Annotated in this window: 16 protein-coding genes; 10 read left to right on the top strand and 6 right to left on the bottom strand. The window is 58.3% G+C overall.

The annotated features are described in order from the left end of the window. Nucleotides 1-145 precede the first annotated feature (145 nt). Nucleotides 146-562 (top strand): hypothetical protein, encoded by a 417-nt coding sequence (locus CXQ82_RS16700; protein WP_101270883.1) that lies wholly within the window; start codon nt 146-148, stop codon nt 560-562. Nucleotides 563-689: 127 nt separating this feature from the next. Continuing rightward, entirely contained in the window at nt 690-1,082 is a 393-nt protein-coding gene (locus CXQ82_RS16695) for a tautomerase family protein (protein WP_101270881.1), read from the top strand. A 33-nt stretch (nt 1,083-1,115) separates the two neighbouring features. On the opposite strand, the gene CXQ82_RS16690 is transcribed toward CXQ82_RS16695, so the two are convergent. Further along, nucleotides 1,116-1,721: a cysteine hydrolase family protein gene (locus CXQ82_RS16690; RefSeq protein ID WP_101270879.1), complete on the bottom strand. Its 606-nt coding sequence runs from the start codon at nt 1,719-1,721 to the stop codon at nt 1,116-1,118. Nucleotides 1,722-1,784: 63 nt separating this feature from the next. Continuing rightward, nucleotides 1,785-2,702 carry a polyphosphate kinase 2 gene (ppk2, locus tag CXQ82_RS16685; RefSeq protein WP_101270877.1) on the bottom strand — a complete coding sequence of 306 codons (918 nt, stop codon included), beginning with the start codon at nt 2,700-2,702 and terminating at the stop codon, nt 1,785-1,787. A 188-nt stretch (nt 2,703-2,890) separates the two neighbouring features. On the opposite strand from ppk2, the gene pstS reads away from it, so the two are divergent. From pstS to CXQ82_RS16655, 6 genes are all read left to right on the top strand, one after another. Continuing rightward, nucleotides 2,891-3,922: a phosphate ABC transporter substrate-binding protein PstS gene (gene pstS / locus CXQ82_RS16680; protein ID WP_101270875.1), complete on the top strand. Its 1,032-nt coding sequence runs from the start codon at nt 2,891-2,893 to the stop codon at nt 3,920-3,922. A 74-nt stretch (nt 3,923-3,996) separates the two neighbouring features. After that, nucleotides 3,997-4,962 (top strand): phosphate ABC transporter permease subunit PstC, encoded by a 966-nt coding sequence (gene pstC / locus CXQ82_RS16675; RefSeq protein ID WP_101270873.1) that lies wholly within the window; start codon nt 3,997-3,999, stop codon nt 4,960-4,962. After that, nucleotides 4,962-5,855 (top strand): phosphate ABC transporter permease PstA, encoded by an 894-nt coding sequence (pstA, locus tag CXQ82_RS16670; RefSeq protein WP_101270870.1) that lies wholly within the window; start codon nt 4,962-4,964, stop codon nt 5,853-5,855. Before pstC ends, pstA begins: the two co-directional genes overlap by 1 nt. A 76-nt stretch (nt 5,856-5,931) precedes the next feature. After that, nucleotides 5,932-6,693 carry a phosphate ABC transporter ATP-binding protein PstB gene (gene pstB, locus CXQ82_RS16665; RefSeq protein ID WP_010562760.1) on the top strand — a complete coding sequence of 254 codons (762 nt, stop codon included), beginning with the start codon at nt 5,932-5,934 and terminating at the stop codon, nt 6,691-6,693. 2 nt (nt 6,694-6,695) lie between these two features. Further along, complete coding sequence (locus tag CXQ82_RS16660) at nt 6,696-7,421, top strand: hypothetical protein (protein WP_101270866.1); 726 nt, start codon at nt 6,696-6,698, stop codon at nt 7,419-7,421. Then, the gene (locus tag CXQ82_RS16655) at nt 7,421-8,071 is read left to right on the top strand and encodes a hypothetical protein (RefSeq protein ID WP_256581811.1); all 651 of its coding nucleotides are present in this window, start codon (nt 7,421-7,423) and stop codon (nt 8,069-8,071) included. Before CXQ82_RS16660 ends, CXQ82_RS16655 begins: the two co-directional genes overlap by 1 nt. Nucleotides 8,072-8,118: 47 nt before the next feature. Here CXQ82_RS16655 and CXQ82_RS16650 read toward each other — a convergent pair whose 3' ends face one another. Continuing rightward, nucleotides 8,119-8,547, bottom strand: a complete 429-nt coding sequence (locus tag CXQ82_RS16650; protein WP_256581810.1) for a hypothetical protein — start codon at nt 8,545-8,547, stop codon at nt 8,119-8,121. 171 nt (nt 8,548-8,718) lie between these two features. On the opposite strand from CXQ82_RS16650, the gene CXQ82_RS16645 reads away from it, so the two are divergent. After that, nucleotides 8,719-9,141 (top strand): RDD family protein, encoded by a 423-nt coding sequence (locus tag CXQ82_RS16645; protein ID WP_101270864.1) that lies wholly within the window; start codon nt 8,719-8,721, stop codon nt 9,139-9,141. A gap of 154 nt (nt 9,142-9,295) precedes the next feature. Further along, the gene (locus CXQ82_RS16640) at nt 9,296-10,207 is read left to right on the top strand and encodes an ADP-ribosylglycohydrolase family protein (protein WP_101270861.1); all 912 of its coding nucleotides are present in this window, start codon (nt 9,296-9,298) and stop codon (nt 10,205-10,207) included. Nucleotides 10,208-10,229: 22 nt separating this feature from the next. On the opposite strand, the gene CXQ82_RS16635 is transcribed toward CXQ82_RS16640, so the two are convergent. From CXQ82_RS16635 to CXQ82_RS16625, 3 genes are all read right to left on the bottom strand, one after another. Beyond that, on the bottom strand, nt 10,230-11,426 hold the full coding sequence (locus tag CXQ82_RS16635) for a hypothetical protein (protein ID WP_101270859.1): 1,197 nt from the start codon (nt 11,424-11,426) through the stop codon (nt 10,230-10,232). Nucleotides 11,427-11,439: 13 nt separating this feature from the next. After that, nucleotides 11,440-12,327 carry a nitrilase family protein gene (locus CXQ82_RS16630; RefSeq protein ID WP_101270857.1) on the bottom strand — a complete coding sequence of 296 codons (888 nt, stop codon included), beginning with the start codon at nt 12,325-12,327 and terminating at the stop codon, nt 11,440-11,442. Nucleotides 12,328-12,424: 97 nt separating this feature from the next. Next, complete coding sequence (locus CXQ82_RS16625; protein ID WP_101270855.1) at nt 12,425-14,392, bottom strand: FAD-dependent oxidoreductase; 1,968 nt, start codon at nt 14,390-14,392, stop codon at nt 12,425-12,427. Between the last annotated feature and the right edge of the window lie 341 nt (nt 14,393-14,733).

The raw sequence follows: 14,733 nt of genomic DNA, 5'->3' as shown, positions 1-14,733 counted from the left end.
CCCAGTCTGCCAGATACACCACATTCTTCATGACAGGGGCCGCTTCGCGCCCCAACGCGGGCAAGCCCGCTCGCCACATAGGCGGCGCCTTGATGCGGGGCTTGAATGCAACTAGGATCATGCCCTTTTTCAAGGGAATGAGACGATGCTTGCGAAACAAATTATGCGCGTGCAAATAGTTTTTCGTGTTATCGCTCTGGCCGCTTTCAGTGTGATGCTGACCGGTTGCATCCATTACGAGCACCAGAGCGCGGAAGGTAAGCCTGCCGCCCAGGTCGCGACTATCCAACAGCTCGACAAACACTTGGTGATCACCAAAATCGATGACAAGTCGACGCTGTTCTGGCTCAGTCGTCAAAGCGAATACCAACTCGGCGCCGGCACTCATAAGCTGACAGTCGCCTGGTACTTCGGCGAAAACAGCACTGGCGGTTTTGAGAAGACGGTGAACTTGGTAGGCGGGCGAACGTACGGGATGTCCGGCGAGATGTTCAAGGACCGTTGGACGTACGACATTCGCGATAGCGAGACGGGGCAGAGCGCAGTCGTAGCCAAGCCCTGAATAATTATGCGTAATAATTATTTTGATTGTTGCTAAATATGCGCTTGATGGCGGTTCTTGGCAGGGCTAGCTTAGTGATCACCGGCCACCCATGTGGGCTGGCCACCGACCTGCCAAGGATTCCCCAATGCCTTTAGTTCGAATCGACCTCGCCGCCGACACTTCCGTTGAAACCGCCGCCGCCATTGGCGATGTGATCTATGCGGCGATGACAGGCGTGGCCAACGTGCCCGAGCATGACAAATTCCAGATCATCAACCGCCATGCCGGAGATGAGCTGGTGTATCCCGCCGCCGGTTACCTGGGCGTGACCTACACGCCAAAGATCGTGTTTATCCAGATCACCTGGAGCGCCGGGCGCAGCATCGAGGTGAAAAAGGCCTTCTACAAATTTATCGCCGACGGCATCCACGCCAAAACCGGCCTGCGCAAGCAAGACGTGTGGATCAGCCTGGTGGATGTAAAGCGCGAAGACTGGTCGTTCGGCAACGGTGAGATGCAGTACGCACCTACAGAATAAGGCGGGCGACTCGTTGATGAGCCGCCCGTTTTTTCATTGGGTGGTCAATGCTTCCAGAAACTGCGTGTGTTTCAGCGTCTGCGAAAACATCGGCAGTGTGAAGTTCTCGGCGGCCTGTTGTTGCTCGTCGGTGAAGGTTGCCGTGCAATCGGTCAAGGTCACCACGTTGTAGCCTTTTTCATACCCCGAGCGCACCGTGCCTTCAACGCAGCAATTGGTGAGGAAGCCCGCTACCACCAACGTCTGGATGCCATTGTTGCGCAGCACCAGGTCCAGGCCGGTGGTGGCAAACCCATCCAGGCCGCGTTTGCCTTCGACCACGATATCCCCGGTTTCCTGGGACAGCGCCGCGCTGATCTCGGCGCCCCAGGTACCGGCGCTGAAGGCATTGCCGTCGGCGACGCCCTTGAGGATGCCGTAGTCACGCGTGGTCAACTCGGGGTAACCCGCGGCGAAGCTGATCGGCAAGTGGATGATCTTCACGCCGAGCTTGCGCGCCTGCTGCACGGTGGTTGCGGTGTTGGCCAGCATGTCGGACGTGTGCATGACGGCTTTGACGGCGTCATGGAACACGCCACCTTGGGTGGTGAAATCGTTCTGGAACTCGATCAACACAAGGGCGGTGGTGTGCGGGGTCATGGTGTGCTCCGATAGGAAGGCCGTATGCATTAATCGTAGATCAGATTTGCCGGCTGGTCCGCCTTAGTACACCGCCGGCACGATCAGCTCCGGTGGCGTCGGGCTGCGGGAATAGTCCTCCTGCCGGACGCGTTGCGGCAGTTCGATGGTGGGCAGCTGCACTTCTTCATAGGGCATCTGCCCAAGCAGGTGGTGAATGCAATTGAGCCGGGCCTTCTTCTTGTCGTCGGCTTGTACCACCCACCACGGCGCTTCAGCGATGTGGGTGCGGTCGAGCATGATTTCCTTGGCCTTGGTGTAGGCTTCCCAGCGTCGGCGTGATTCCAGGTCCATGGGGCTGAGCTTCCATTGTTTGAGCGGGTCGTGGATGCGGCTGAGAAAACGCAGGTGCTGTTCCTGGTCGGAAATCGAGAACCAGTACTTGATCAGCTGGATGCCGGAGCGCGCGAGCATGCGCTCGAACTCCGGTACGGTGCGGAAGAACTCCTCGTACTGGTCTTCATTGCAAAACCCCATCACTTGCTCGACGCCGGCGCGGTTATACCAACTGCGGTCGAACAACACGATTTCACCGGCCGCCGGCAAGTGGGAGACGTAACGCTGGAAGTACCATTGCGTCTGCTCGCGGTCATTTGGGGCGGGCAGGGCAGCAACGCGGCACACCCGTGGGTTGAGGCGCTGGGTAATACGCTTGATCACACCGCCTTTGCCGGCGGCATCGCGGCCTTCGAATAGGATCACCACTTTGGCGCCCGTCTTGACCACCCAGCTTTGCAGCTTCACCAGTTCGCCCTGCAGGCGGAACAGTTCGCTGAAATAAATCCGCCGCGCGGCCTTCTCGCTGCTTTCCCCGACATGTTCATCGAACAAGGCATTCAGGTCATGCCCGTCTTCGGATAATTCCAATTCCAGCTCTTCATCACTGTGATCCAGCAGCTCACGGTGGATGCGCAGCAACAAGGCGTCTTCTACTGAGGACATGGGAGGCACTCGCGTGGGGGGAAGAATGCCAGAGTGTTAGTCGCAATTTGTTACGAACCAATTACAGCAAAACCGCGCGTTGAGGCGATAAGCGGGGACAAAAACGCATCTGCCACTCATTTTTCATAAAAACGTAACAAAGCTGCTGCAAAGTCCCGGGGAGCCCGATACCACAAGGAATTCCCTGAATGAAAAGCTTGATGAAGTCTGCCGCACTCGCCGTTGCAGTGTCGCTTTGTGCCGGTTCTCTGGCGTTTGCCGACGAAAGCGTACGTCTGACCGGTTCCGGTGCCAGCTTTCCGGCACCGATCTACCTCACCTGGTTCAAGGATTTCAGCAAGAAAACCGCCGGTGTGACCGTGGATTACCAATCCAAGGGTAGCGGTGCGGGTGTACAGGACTTCCTGAATAAAACCGTGGACTTCGCCGCCAGTGACTCGGCGATGAAAGACGAAGACATCGCCAAGGTTGCCGAAGGCGTGCAATTGCTGCCGATGACCGCTGGTGAAATCGTGCTGGCCTATAACCTGCCGGGCAACCCGAAGGGCCTGAAGCTGCCACGCGATGTGTACTCCAACATCTTCCTGGGCAAGATCACCAAGTGGAACGACCCACAGATCGTCGCTGCCAACCCGGACTTGAAGCTGACCGACACGCCGATCACCGTGGTTGTACGTGCTGACTCCAGCGGTACCACTGCCGTGTTCACCAAGCACCTGGCGTCGATCAACGCGCAATTCCAGAAAGACCTGGGCGAAGGCAACACCGTCAACTGGCCAGCCAGCGACAAGTTCATCAAATCGCCGAAGAACGACGGCGTGACCGCCACCGTACGCCAGACCCCAGGCGCCATCGGCTACATCGAATACGGCTTCGCCAAACTGGCCAAGGTCGACTTCGCACAATTGCAGAACAAGGCTGGCCACTATGTTGTGCCAAACGCCGAAAGCGGTGCCGAGGCCCTGGCTGCTGTGAAGATGCCGGAAAGCCTGGTGGCCTGGTTGCCGGACCCGGACGGCGCCAAGTCGTATCCGATCACTTCCTACACCTGGATGATCTTCCGCAAGGACAATGGCAACCCGGCCAAAGCCAAGGCCATGCGTGAAATGGTTGAGTACAGCCTGACCGAGGGGCAGAAAATCGCCGACTCGATGGGTTACATCCCGCTGCCACAATCGGTGGTTGATCAGGTTCGCAAAGCGTCTGCCAACATTCAGTAACGCTTGTGAGGCCTCTCTCGGCGTGGGCAGTCAGCCATGCCGGGGGAGTTTTCCCCCTGTACCGGAACTAGCCAATGAACACACCTTTTGTCGTACCGGTTAACCCGGATTCTGCTTGCCAGCCGCCCTCTGCCAAGGATTTCCTGGTTGATCGCACCTTCCGCGCGCTTGCGCGAATTGGGGTGGTTCTGATTCTGGCGCTGGTCTTCGCCCTGGTGTTTGAGGTTGGCCGCAAAGCCTTGCCAGGCATGGAGAAGCACGGTTTTGACGTGCTGTTCGGCAGCGTCTGGGATGTTAACCAAGGCAAGTACGGCATTCTGCCGGCCATTTGGGGCACGCTCTACAGTGCATTTATCGCCCTGCTGATTGCCGGTTTTTTCGGCGTCAGCATGGCGATCTTCCTGACCCAGGACTTCCTGCCGGCCAAGCTGGCAGCCGTATTTCGTACCATCGTTGAATTGCTCGCGGCCATCCCAAGTGTGGTTTATGGCCTGTGGGGGATCTACGTGGTGATCCCGGCGATCCGCCCGCTGACGGCGTGGCTGAACACGGAACTGGGCTGGATTCCTTTTTTCGGCACGTCCCTCAGCGGGCCGGGCCTGCTCCCGGCCGCCCTGGTACTGGCGATCATGATCCTGCCGACCATTGCCGCGGTTTCCCAGGACGCCCTTACCGGCGTACCGATGAAAACCAAACAGGCCGCCTACGGCATGGGCACCACTCACTGGGAAGCGATCCTCAAGGTAATGGTGCCATCCGCCGCCACCGGCATTTTCGGCTCGCTGGTGCTGGGCCTGGGGCGCGCCTTGGGTGAAACCATGGCCCTGGCCATGCTGGTCGGCAACGCCAACAACATCTCGCTTTCGCTGTTTGCGCCGGCCAATACCCTGGCGGCCTTGCTGGCGCTGAACTTCCCCGAAGCCGGGCCGAACGAGATCGAGGTGCTGATGTACGCCGCCCTGGTGCTGATGTTTATCACCTTACTGGTCAACGTCATCGGCTCGATGATCATGCTCTACGCCCAGCGGGGTACCAAATAATGACCAATCTCACCGTTCCTACCGCTGCATTGCCCAGCCTGCAACGCCGCTTCGAAGGCCGCGCGCTGCGCAGCCTGGTGTTGACCACGCTGGTCTGGCTCGGGGCGCTGCTGGCCAGCGTGCCGTTGATTTCCGTGCTGTACATGCTGATCACTCGCGGCGGCGCGCGCCTTAGCCTGGAAGTGTTCACCGAACTGCCACCCACCGGCTTCGAAACCGGCGGCGGCTTCGGCAACGCTATGGCGGGTACCTTCGTGATGGTCGGTATCGCTGCGGCCATTGCGGTTCCGGTCGGCATCATGGCGGCTATTTTCCTCGCGGAACTGGGGCCGGACAGCAAGCTGGCGAACGCCTCACGTTTCGCCGCGAAAATGCTCACTGGCTTGCCATCCATCCTGGCCGGGGTATTTGCCTACGCGCTGGTGGTGATGACCACCGGGACTTACTCGGCGCCGGCCGGCGGTGTAGCGCTGGCCGTGCTGATGCTGCCAATCGTGGTGCTGACCGCTGAAGAGTCGATGCGGATGGTGCCCAAGATCATGAAGGACGCGGCCTACGGCATGGGGTGTACCCGCTCGCAGGTCATCTGGAAAATCGTACTGCCCACCGGCATGCCGGCGATCCTCACGGGCGTCATGCTGGCCGTGGCCCGCGCTGCGGGCGAAACCGCGCCGCTGTTGTTCACCGCGCTGTTCAGCAACTACTGGATCTATCACGACGGCAGCCTGGCTGTGATGAATCCGACGGCATCCCTTGCCGTACTGATTTACAACTTTTCCGGCATGCCTTTCGACAACCAACTTGAGCTCGCATGGGCGGCCTCGCTGGTGTTGGTGATGATCGTGCTGGTCGTGAATATCGTGAGCCGTATTTTCGGCAAGCCCAAGTATTAAGAACGGGAGCACCTGAATTTTGAACGTATCAACTGCACACGTAGCCTCTCCGTTGGTCACCCAGGCGCCTGTGGTCATGGACTGCAAGCTGGACAAGATTTTCTACGGCAACTTCATGGCGGTGCGTGATAGCCATGTGCCGATTGAGAAAAACAAGATCACCGGCTTCATCGGTCCCTCCGGCTGCGGTAAAAGTACCGTGCTGCGTAGCCTCAACCGCATGAACGACCTGGTAAAAGGCTTCCGCTTCGAAGGGCATGTGCATTTCCTCGGCCAGGACGTTTACGGCAAGGGCGTTGACCCGGTAGTAGTACGTCGTTACATCGGCATGGTCTTCCAGCAGCCGAACCCGTTCTCGATGAGCATTTTCGACAACGTTGCCTTCGGCCTGCGCCTGAACCGCTACAAGGGCGACCTCGGCGACCGCGTCAAGCATGCCCTGCAAGGCGCCGCGCTGTGGGATGAAGTCAAGGACAAGCTCAAGGTCAGCGGCCTGTCGCTGTCCGGCGGCCAGCAGCAACGTCTGTGCATCGCCCGCGCTATCGCCACTGAGCCGGAAGTGTTGCTGCTGGACGAGCCTTGCTCGGCACTGGACCCGATTGCCACCCGCCGGGTCGAAGAGTTGATGGTCGAACTGAAAAAGGACTACACCATCGCCCTGGTGACCCACAACATGCAGCAGGCTATCCGCGTGGCTGACACCACGGCGTTCTTCTCGGTAGACATTTCCCAGGGCACGCGCACTGGCTATCTGGTCGAGATGGGCCCAACCACGCAGATTTTCGATAACCCGCGTGAACAAATGACCGGGGACTACATCAGCGGCAAGTTCAGCTGACTATGCATCTACCGTTTTCAGGGCCGCCAAGGGCTACCACACGTCGTCTCGACCTGCTCGCGATTGAACGCGCGCTGCGTGAGGTACAGCGCCGCTTTACCGCGCTCAGTCGCGACTTTACCGAGCCGCGCGACCCCTTGACCGACGAGGTGCTGCAGAATGTGCTTGATGGCTATGCCCTGATTGACGACTATGTTGCCCGTGGCATCGACCTGTTCGACCTCCAGCAACTGAACCTGATGCTGGAGATCAATGCCACCGTGCTCTGTGGCAAAGACGTGGTACGCCGGCAGGAATATGCTCATCACCTGGCGGCGACCGAACAGCACTTTTTCAACAATGTTGAAGGCGGCATCAAGGATTTGTACAACTGGTACTGCAGGCACCACAGTGAATCGGTGTGGAAGCGTGCAGCCGGGGTCTACGTGCGCATTCTCAGCAAGCCGCAGTTGTTTATCGAGGGCAATCACCGCAGTGGGTCGCTGATCGTCAGCTACTTGCTGATGCGCGAAGGTTTATCGCCATTTGTGCTGACGTTGGAAAACGCCGAGGGCTACTTCAACCCGTCCTCGGTCATCCGCAACTCGGCCAAGCATGGTGTCAAGGCGTTGTACGAATTGCCCAAGATCAAGAAAAAATACGCGGCTTTCCTGGAAGAACAGGCACCCGATCCAAAGGAGTTTTTCGTGGACGAAACACCGTTGCCCCTCTATCAGGGAGGCCTTTGATGAAACGGCTTACACTGCTCGCCAGATGCCGTACCTCCGTCAGCCGCGCCTGGCGCGCCATCCCGATGCCGGTGCTCCAGCGCCCACGCATACGTATTTCGTTCGATATCGATGACACACTGGCCTGCCAGCTTCACCACTGCGACGTAGAGTCAAGCCGGCTGCCAGCCTGTGTGCACCGTTGGCTGGGTGAACCGTTGCGTATCGGCACACGCTCCCTGACTCGCGAGCTACGGCGCCAGGGTTGCAGCATCTGGGTTTACACCTCTTCCGGTCGCACACCGTCCTACATCCGGCGTTGGCTGATGCTGTACGGCATTCGTGTCGACGGTGTGGTCAACAGCGTGCTGCACAAACACGCCCTGACGGCGCATGGCCTGTCGAACACCCCCTCGAAATTTCCACCGGCATTCGATATCGACTTGCACGTGGATGATTCCGAAGGCGTGCGGCTGGAAGGTGATGACCACGGCTTTCGCGTCGTCGTGGTACACCCTGAGGATGAGAACTGGGCGCACCGAGTGCTTGAAGCCGTCGCCGCGGTCCAGGCGCAGCTCGCCAGGCAACAACCGCTGAGGCACAAGGCCTTTGTGCAGCAACCCCCACGCATCTATAAGCCCGCGGTTGCAGGCATACCGGTGCGCTGCTGATGGGTTTGGCCTGACTCGCTGGAAACAGCGGGCCTCAGGTGGTGACGTTAGCGGCAGTCGGACTTGCTTATCTGAAAGTCCGCTATTGGGGCGTTGTTTGAATCGTTGAAGACGTAATTAATCAAAAGCCCCGACTCAACGTACAGCCCCAAGCCTTTTTCGTCGCAGGACACAGTAGCTGCAACGGCTTTTCTGTCTTCAGTAAAGGCATCGGAATCAAGGTCGTTTTTCGAAACAGTGGTGAGCGTATACGCGATACGCATCATCCCATCGTTGTAAGTCACCGAATCGAGGCGAGCCGATTCATCGATCATCTTTGGGGCCCCGGCACCCATGATGATTGCGGCGCCTTTAAGCTGGCGTTCGCGCTCTTGCTTCAGCTCTTCCGGGGCAGATTTGGCATGCCAGACTTGCACCAGGATAAAGAGTAACGACATGACCGAAACAAAAATGATGAATCCGCGATACTGCTTCAACTAAGAGCTCCATATCAAAATGCCATCATGCATTTGAGCACGCTGCTATCCTCATCTCAAGCACGAAGATCGCCACGGGCGCTTCTGGCGGGGCATTCCTCCAGAAGCGCTGCCCGCGCTGGGCTTTGGCGTCTAGAAACTTGAAATCAAATACTATTAGAGAGGCAACACATGGAAGTCAGTACCACTCAAAATGAGTACCGCAAGCCAGACAATCTGGCTGGGTTGGGGCGGCGGCTGGGAGGGCAATGGATCGACTCCTTGATCACCGTCTTTGTGTTACTGGCCGTAGGACGAGCGGCTGAGTTTGTGGGTGTATCCCCAGACGCGGTCGGAATCCTGGCGCTTGGGTCCGCTGCGGCGTACTACCTGTTTTCAGACGCAATGCCCAACGGTCAAAGCGTGGGAAAGAAGCTGCTGGGGATGTCCGTAATTGACGAGCGCAGCCATCTTAATTGCAATCTGTATCAGTCTTTTATGCGCAACATTACTACGCCGATCCTGAGCATTTTTGACTGGATATTTATTTTCTTTGGCTCACGCAAACGCTTAGGGGACATGCTTGCGTCTACGATTGTGATCCGAACCAAGTGACTGTAAATGCTGCAATGTAGTGGCGATAGCCATTTCTCCGGGGACGCGCAGCGGTTCCGCACATCGCACAACTTAGCCAGTTACGTCCTACAGACCGAGCAGGACGGAACTGGAATAGTGCCGTGACCTGAATCTGTCTACGAGCTCATCACAAATGCCAATCTCCCTGTCGGAGCGTTATCGTGGCTGCCTACTTGGCCTGGCCTGTGGCGATGCCGTCGGGACTTCTGTCGAGTTTATGCCGCGCGGGTCCTTTACACCGGTCACGGACATGACCGGCGGGGGGCCTTTTGATCTTCAGCCTGGGCAGTGGACCGACGACACATCCATGGCACTCTGCTTGGCGGAAAGCTTGGTGCAGAGCGGCGGTTTCGACCCCGTAGATCAGATGACGCGCTATCTGAATTGGTGGACGTCGGGCTACTTGAGCTCAACCGGCGAATGCTTCGATATCGGCCTGACAGTGCGCCAGGCATTGGCTGACTTCCAAAGAAATGGCGAACCCTTTGCCGGATCGACAAATCGCTACTCGGCGGGCAACGGTTCAATGATGCGTCTGGCCCCAGTGGTGCTGTTTTACTTCCCGGATGCCCATCAAATCCTTACCTTTGCGGCTGATAGCTCCCGTACGACTCACGCCGCTCAGGAGGCGGTGGAATGCTGTTTGGTGCTATCGATGGTGATTGCCAGCGCCCTACGTGGTGATACGAAAGAACAAGTGCTGCAGGTAGAAAGTTCCGGTTTGATCGAGCCGAAAGTGATAGCGATTGCTCAAGGGGCCTACCGGGAAAAGGCCTGCGCTGACATTGCGGGTTCGGGCTATGCAGTGGCTTCGCTGGAAGCCGCGCTGTGGTGCTTCCACCAGACGGACAGCTTTGCGGAGGCCGTGCTGGCGGCTGCAAATCTGGGGGACGATGCGGATACGACGGCGGCAATCGTGGGGCAGGTGGCCGGTGCATATTATGGCGTGCACGGTATTCCTGCGGATTGGTTAGACAAGGTGTGGATGCGTGAGCATATCCAGAGCACCGCCGATGCGTTGATGCAGATGGGCGAGTCTCACTAGGAAACTCGCCCATTGTCATGGATCAATCCGCGATCAGCAGACCGATCGCGGGAACAATCAGCACCGTACTGATCGCCATCGACAGCACATTACCGATATAGGGATGCAGGTAGCTCGGCAGCCGCCCGGCAATCGTGCAAGCCAGCGGCGGGGCAATCAACGCTCCCAGCAATGCGCTGGCCACAATGACCGTTGCGCTGCCGCCATAGGTCAACACGGCCGCGGGCACCACGGACACCAGGGGCACATATGTTGGGTACCAGCCCCGTTTCCGCCACTGCGAACGCCATATCATAATGCCGAGCAGGGAGGTCAACGCCTGGCTTGTTATCAGGTGCGGCAGCCATCCCGATCCATAAGCCGGACTCAGGGGATTCAAGGAGTAGGCCAGCAATACCCCCGCAAGCAACCCCAAGCTCGCCCATTCATTACCGAAAAACGGCGCTTCGGAAAAGTCCGCCAGCACCCGACGAAATGTCCAGCGTATACCGTAGTCGGGTACTTTGTCGGGCGCGGGAGGGGGGACTGTGGCGTTGGCCTCAGGTGAACGGCTGACCAGCACCGGTAGCGCCCTGCACAGCAAAAACGCCACCACGCTGCCCAACGCCATCCCCAGCACATTGCCGATCACCACCGGCAAGCCCAATGGGATGCACAGGTAATTGACCATCAACAGGCAGCTCGGCGTCACCAAGATGGCACCGAGTAGCGCGCCGTTGAGAGTGACCTTCCAGCCCCCGCCAAACAGCAGCACCATGGCCGCCGGCAGTGACACAAAGGCGGCGAACGTGGGTTGCCAGGAGTCAGCTGTGAGAGTCCAGCCCCAGAGCGCATTGCTCAGTAGCAGTCCCAGCAATGAACTGGTTACCAGCCAAGGCCATAAGCCGGTTCCATAGGCGATGCTGAAGCCTTGCCAGCCCGGGGCATACCGACTGGCCCAGTAACCGAAAGCGCCCCCGAGCAGCAACCCCAGGGAGGCGAACTCGTGTTTATAAAACGCCACTTCGCTGATATCGCCGACCACCCAGCGTATCCATGCCGTAGGCGAGGGCAGGCTGGCCATCAAGTCGCTGTAGCCCGGCCATGACATCGATGCCGAGGTGGAGTAGGCCACTGACAATCCCGTGAGCGACACCACCACGGTAAGTGCGGCCAGGATCAGAATGACAAGGTGGCGAACAGATGAGTCGGATGTTGGTTTTGTGGGTGTGAGATCCATGGTCGCACCTCCATCAGCGTGGCAGGCACGGATGATGGCGATAGCCGAGCATCGCGTCATACAGGTCGCCCCTGCGATCGCGCTGCAGGTCGTTCAGGCTGTTCCAAATCGGCGCGCTACGGGCGCTGGACAGGTCGATGTCGGCATAGATGATTGTTTGCTCATTGGCTGTGGCGATTTTGCCGATGGGCCAGCCGTTGGTGCCGGCGATCAGCGAACAGCCCAGGTAGCGAGCGTCACGCTCCTCGCCGATGCGGTTGGCGGCGGCGATAAACACGTTGTTGACGTGGGCCGCGGTCATGGTCAGGTATGAGGCCATGCATTTGCCGGCGTCATCGAACAGCGGCGGCGGGGTCCACACCCAGTTGTTCAAGCTGCAAATGATGTCGGCGCCTTGCTGGGTCAGGATGCGCGGGACCTCGGGGAACCAGATGTCCCAGCAGATCAGCAAACCAATACGGCCGATGGGCGTTTCAAACACGGGGAAACCCAGATTGCCCGGGGTGAACCAGAGCTTTTCCTGGTTCCAAAGATGGGCCTTGCGGTACTTGCCTATAAAACCTTCGGGGCCCAGCAGAACCGCAGTGTCGAACAGTTGCATGCCGTCACGTTCTGCCAAACCTGCCACCAGATACACCTGGTGAAACTGCGCGAAATCCATCCAGGCGCGCATGCTGGGGCCGTCGGGAATAAGTTCGGCATGCAGGTAGGCATCATGACGGTTGATAAAGAGATAACCGGTATTGGCCAGCTCCGGCAGCACAATCAGATTGGCGCCATTGTTCACCGCTTGCAGGGCGAGGTTCAGGCTGGTTTCCAGGTTGGCGGCGCGGTTTTGCGTGCCGACTTGCGGATCGAACTGCACAACGGCGACGCGCACGGGACTGGTAGATTCGTTCATGGAGCAGACCTCTTTTTATTGTTATTGCCCACCGGTGTGGTGGGTGGGCATTAAGTAAGAAGTCTTTTTCACGGGCTTGGCAGTCGGCCGTTTCTGTTTAGGTTGTAGTCTCTTGCTGTAACGCTGATGGCGGCTGGCCTTGGTAGTGTGGGTAATCGTCCAGGGTAAACCCGCCGTTGAATTCGGCGTGGGTGGTATTGCAGAGGTGGATCACCGTATCAATGGCACCGCGCAGGCAGGGTTCCGTCCAGCCGGCATCCACGGAAAACGATTCGCCTGCCAGGTAGAGCCCGGATAAATGGGCGTAGTCGCGGTTGTACTTCATCAAGCTGACCGCGTCGTAGTAAGTTCCCGCTCGATACAGCTTGGCGCAGCCCAGTGCGTTCTTGTCGGTCACCCAGCGTTGGACCACGGCGTTGCGGGTGTCGATGTAGGGGGATATCGGCGTTTGGATATTCGTGGACCGCAATAGGATACGGTCCAGCTCGGTGACGCATTTTTCGACCAGCGCCTGATCATCGAAGGACGCCAGTTTGGTCGCATCATCCTCCCAGGTGTAACTGAGCAAGATGCAGTCGTAGGGATAGGCATCGTGGTAACGGTAGGTGTACACGTCATGGATAAAACTGTCGGTGACCATGATCTGAGGGATCTTTTTGTTTTTCGACAGGAAGCTCTTTTTCAACGGTGCGTAGACTTTGCAACTGGTTTCCCAGTGCGCGGTTTTATAGGCATTGGTGACGGCGTACGGCAGCATGGCAGGACTGAAGTTTTCCATCTGGATGTGAGTTTCGATGAGCCAGGACGGTAGGGTCATGATCACCGCATCGAAGTCTTCATGGCCTTCAGATTTCTCGGTCGGGCTGCTGGCGTGCCAGTCGTAGGTCACACGGATCTGGCCGTTTTCCAGCTTGGTCAATCGATTCACGGAACTGTCGGTCAAAAAGCCCGCCCCGCGCTGGCGGCAGTGGTCGTAAACGGACTGTATATTGACACCGGTTTCCATAAATAGCAGGCACTCATCCAGTGCGGCCAGGCCGAGATAGCGAGGTGGGTCGAAGGCCACGCCGTTGCAGTCATCGAGCGAAGGCTCGCCCAAGTACGGGGATGGAGTGGGGTTGCCTTGGACATCTACGCGGCCATGTACGAGCTGCAACTGGCTGCTGAAGCCAAAAATCGCGGTGCGGATGGGGTAGAGGCAGCACACGTCATAGAACGCGCCCCAACTGCCATCGCCGATACCGATGGAGTAGAAGAGGGTGGATTCGTCCTGGGTCATGCCCAACCCACCAAAATCCCCCGGGGTATCGGCATTCCAGGCGAGGCTCGGCAACGTCACCAGGTCCCGAAAAGACAGGCGGTGGTAGCGCTCGACGATCGCGGCCCACAGGGATTCCCATTGCGGCGTGCCATAGGCTTGGGCGACCTGACGTGTCATCTGATCGGCAAAGTGGCGCCACTTGGCGTACACCTGCTGCAATTGCTCTGTCGGAGGAGGCGTTTGGCCGTGTGGGTTTTTCCAGATCAGCATGTGCGGTTCCGGCTGGCCTTCGAGTAGTCCTTCGCGCAGATAGATGCCGGTACTGCGCACATGGGGAGTGCCAGGATTGGGAAAGTCTGACAGCCGCAGCTCGAAGAGCTTGCAGTAGTAGGCGACCAGCGACTGGCCGTCTAAAGGCGATTCGCCGGCTTGGTTGAACAAGGGCATGCGCATTGCGCCCATTTCGAAGGGGGTGCTGCCGAGGAGAGGGGATTGACCGGATTTGATCACCGATAGATGACGGCCGCCAATGCGGTGAGATTGTTCCAGCAACGTGACGTTGTTGAAGCCACAGCGCAGTAGTTCGCGGGCGGCGCAGAGGCCAGTGACACCGGCACCCACGATGCAGATTTTGTAATTGGGCTGGGTTGCCCGGGCGATGCCGAACGGTTGTTCGATCAGCTTGCGGTAGTTGAAACAAAGATCAGGGGGACTCGGGAAGCGGCCGCGCCAGGAGGATGGAGCTTGGGCCAATAGCTGATTGGCGGCGAAGGCCGGGTAGTCGTAGGTGGATCCGATGGTCATGGTTCACGCTCCAGAGTTGCGCGGTCGGATGGGATGACCGGTGGCAATGAGCGGTGAATTTAGTGGGGCGGTGAGTGTATTGGGTGGTAGATATTGTGATGGGGCTTACTAACGATAAAGGTGGCGCGCGAGGAAACCATTCACGGTGGGTGGCTCCCCGCTCCCTAAACATATCGGAATCAGCTGGAAACCGAAGCGGTCTCATAAACGAAAAAACCCGCCGAGAGGCGGGTTTTAAAGGGTTCCACGGACTTTACTGGCTGTCAGTGGAACAAGAGTTGGTGCCCGAACCCGGAATCGAACCGGGACGCCCTTACGAGCGGGGGATTTTAAGTCCGATG

This window comes from Pseudomonas sp. S09G 359 (assembly GCF_002843605.1).
In the GTDB taxonomy this organism is placed as follows: domain Bacteria; phylum Pseudomonadota; class Gammaproteobacteria; order Pseudomonadales; family Pseudomonadaceae; genus Aquipseudomonas.
This window is presented reverse-complemented; position numbering and strand designations above follow the sequence as displayed.

What these genes read in the sequence shown, in the direction of transcription:
- CXQ82_RS16690 (WP_101270879.1), bottom strand. Translation starts at nt 1,721, where the DNA reads ATGACCCCGCACACCACCGCCCTTGTGTTGATCGAGTTCCAGAACGAT.
- CXQ82_RS16635 (WP_101270859.1), bottom strand. Translation starts at nt 11,426, where the DNA reads ATGGATCTCACACCCACAAAACCAACATCCGACTCATCTGTTCGCCAC.
- pstC (WP_101270873.1), top strand. Translation starts at nt 3,997, where the DNA reads ATGAACACACCTTTTGTCGTACCGGTTAACCCGGATTCTGCTTGCCAG.
- CXQ82_RS16630 (WP_101270857.1), bottom strand. Translation starts at nt 12,327, where the DNA reads ATGAACGAATCTACCAGTCCCGTGCGCGTCGCCGTTGTGCAGTTCGAT.
- CXQ82_RS16700 (WP_101270883.1), top strand. Translation starts at nt 146, where the DNA reads ATGCTTGCGAAACAAATTATGCGCGTGCAAATAGTTTTTCGTGTTATC.
- CXQ82_RS16695 (WP_101270881.1), top strand. Translation starts at nt 690, where the DNA reads ATGCCTTTAGTTCGAATCGACCTCGCCGCCGACACTTCCGTTGAAACC.
- CXQ82_RS16645 (WP_101270864.1), top strand. Translation starts at nt 8,719, where the DNA reads ATGGAAGTCAGTACCACTCAAAATGAGTACCGCAAGCCAGACAATCTG.
- pstS (WP_101270875.1), top strand. Translation starts at nt 2,891, where the DNA reads ATGAAAAGCTTGATGAAGTCTGCCGCACTCGCCGTTGCAGTGTCGCTT.
- pstB (WP_010562760.1), top strand. Translation starts at nt 5,932, where the DNA reads ATGGACTGCAAGCTGGACAAGATTTTCTACGGCAACTTCATGGCGGTG.
- CXQ82_RS16655 (WP_256581811.1), top strand. Translation starts at nt 7,421, where the DNA reads ATGAAACGGCTTACACTGCTCGCCAGATGCCGTACCTCCGTCAGCCGC.
- ppk2 (WP_101270877.1), bottom strand. Translation starts at nt 2,702, where the DNA reads ATGTCCTCAGTAGAAGACGCCTTGTTGCTGCGCATCCACCGTGAGCTG.
- pstA (WP_101270870.1), top strand. Translation starts at nt 4,962, where the DNA reads ATGACCAATCTCACCGTTCCTACCGCTGCATTGCCCAGCCTGCAACGC.
- CXQ82_RS16625 (WP_101270855.1), bottom strand. Translation starts at nt 14,392, where the DNA reads ATGACCATCGGATCCACCTACGACTACCCGGCCTTCGCCGCCAATCAG.
- CXQ82_RS16640 (WP_101270861.1), top strand. Translation starts at nt 9,296, where the DNA reads ATGCCAATCTCCCTGTCGGAGCGTTATCGTGGCTGCCTACTTGGCCTG.
- CXQ82_RS16660 (WP_101270866.1), top strand. Translation starts at nt 6,696, where the DNA reads ATGCATCTACCGTTTTCAGGGCCGCCAAGGGCTACCACACGTCGTCTC.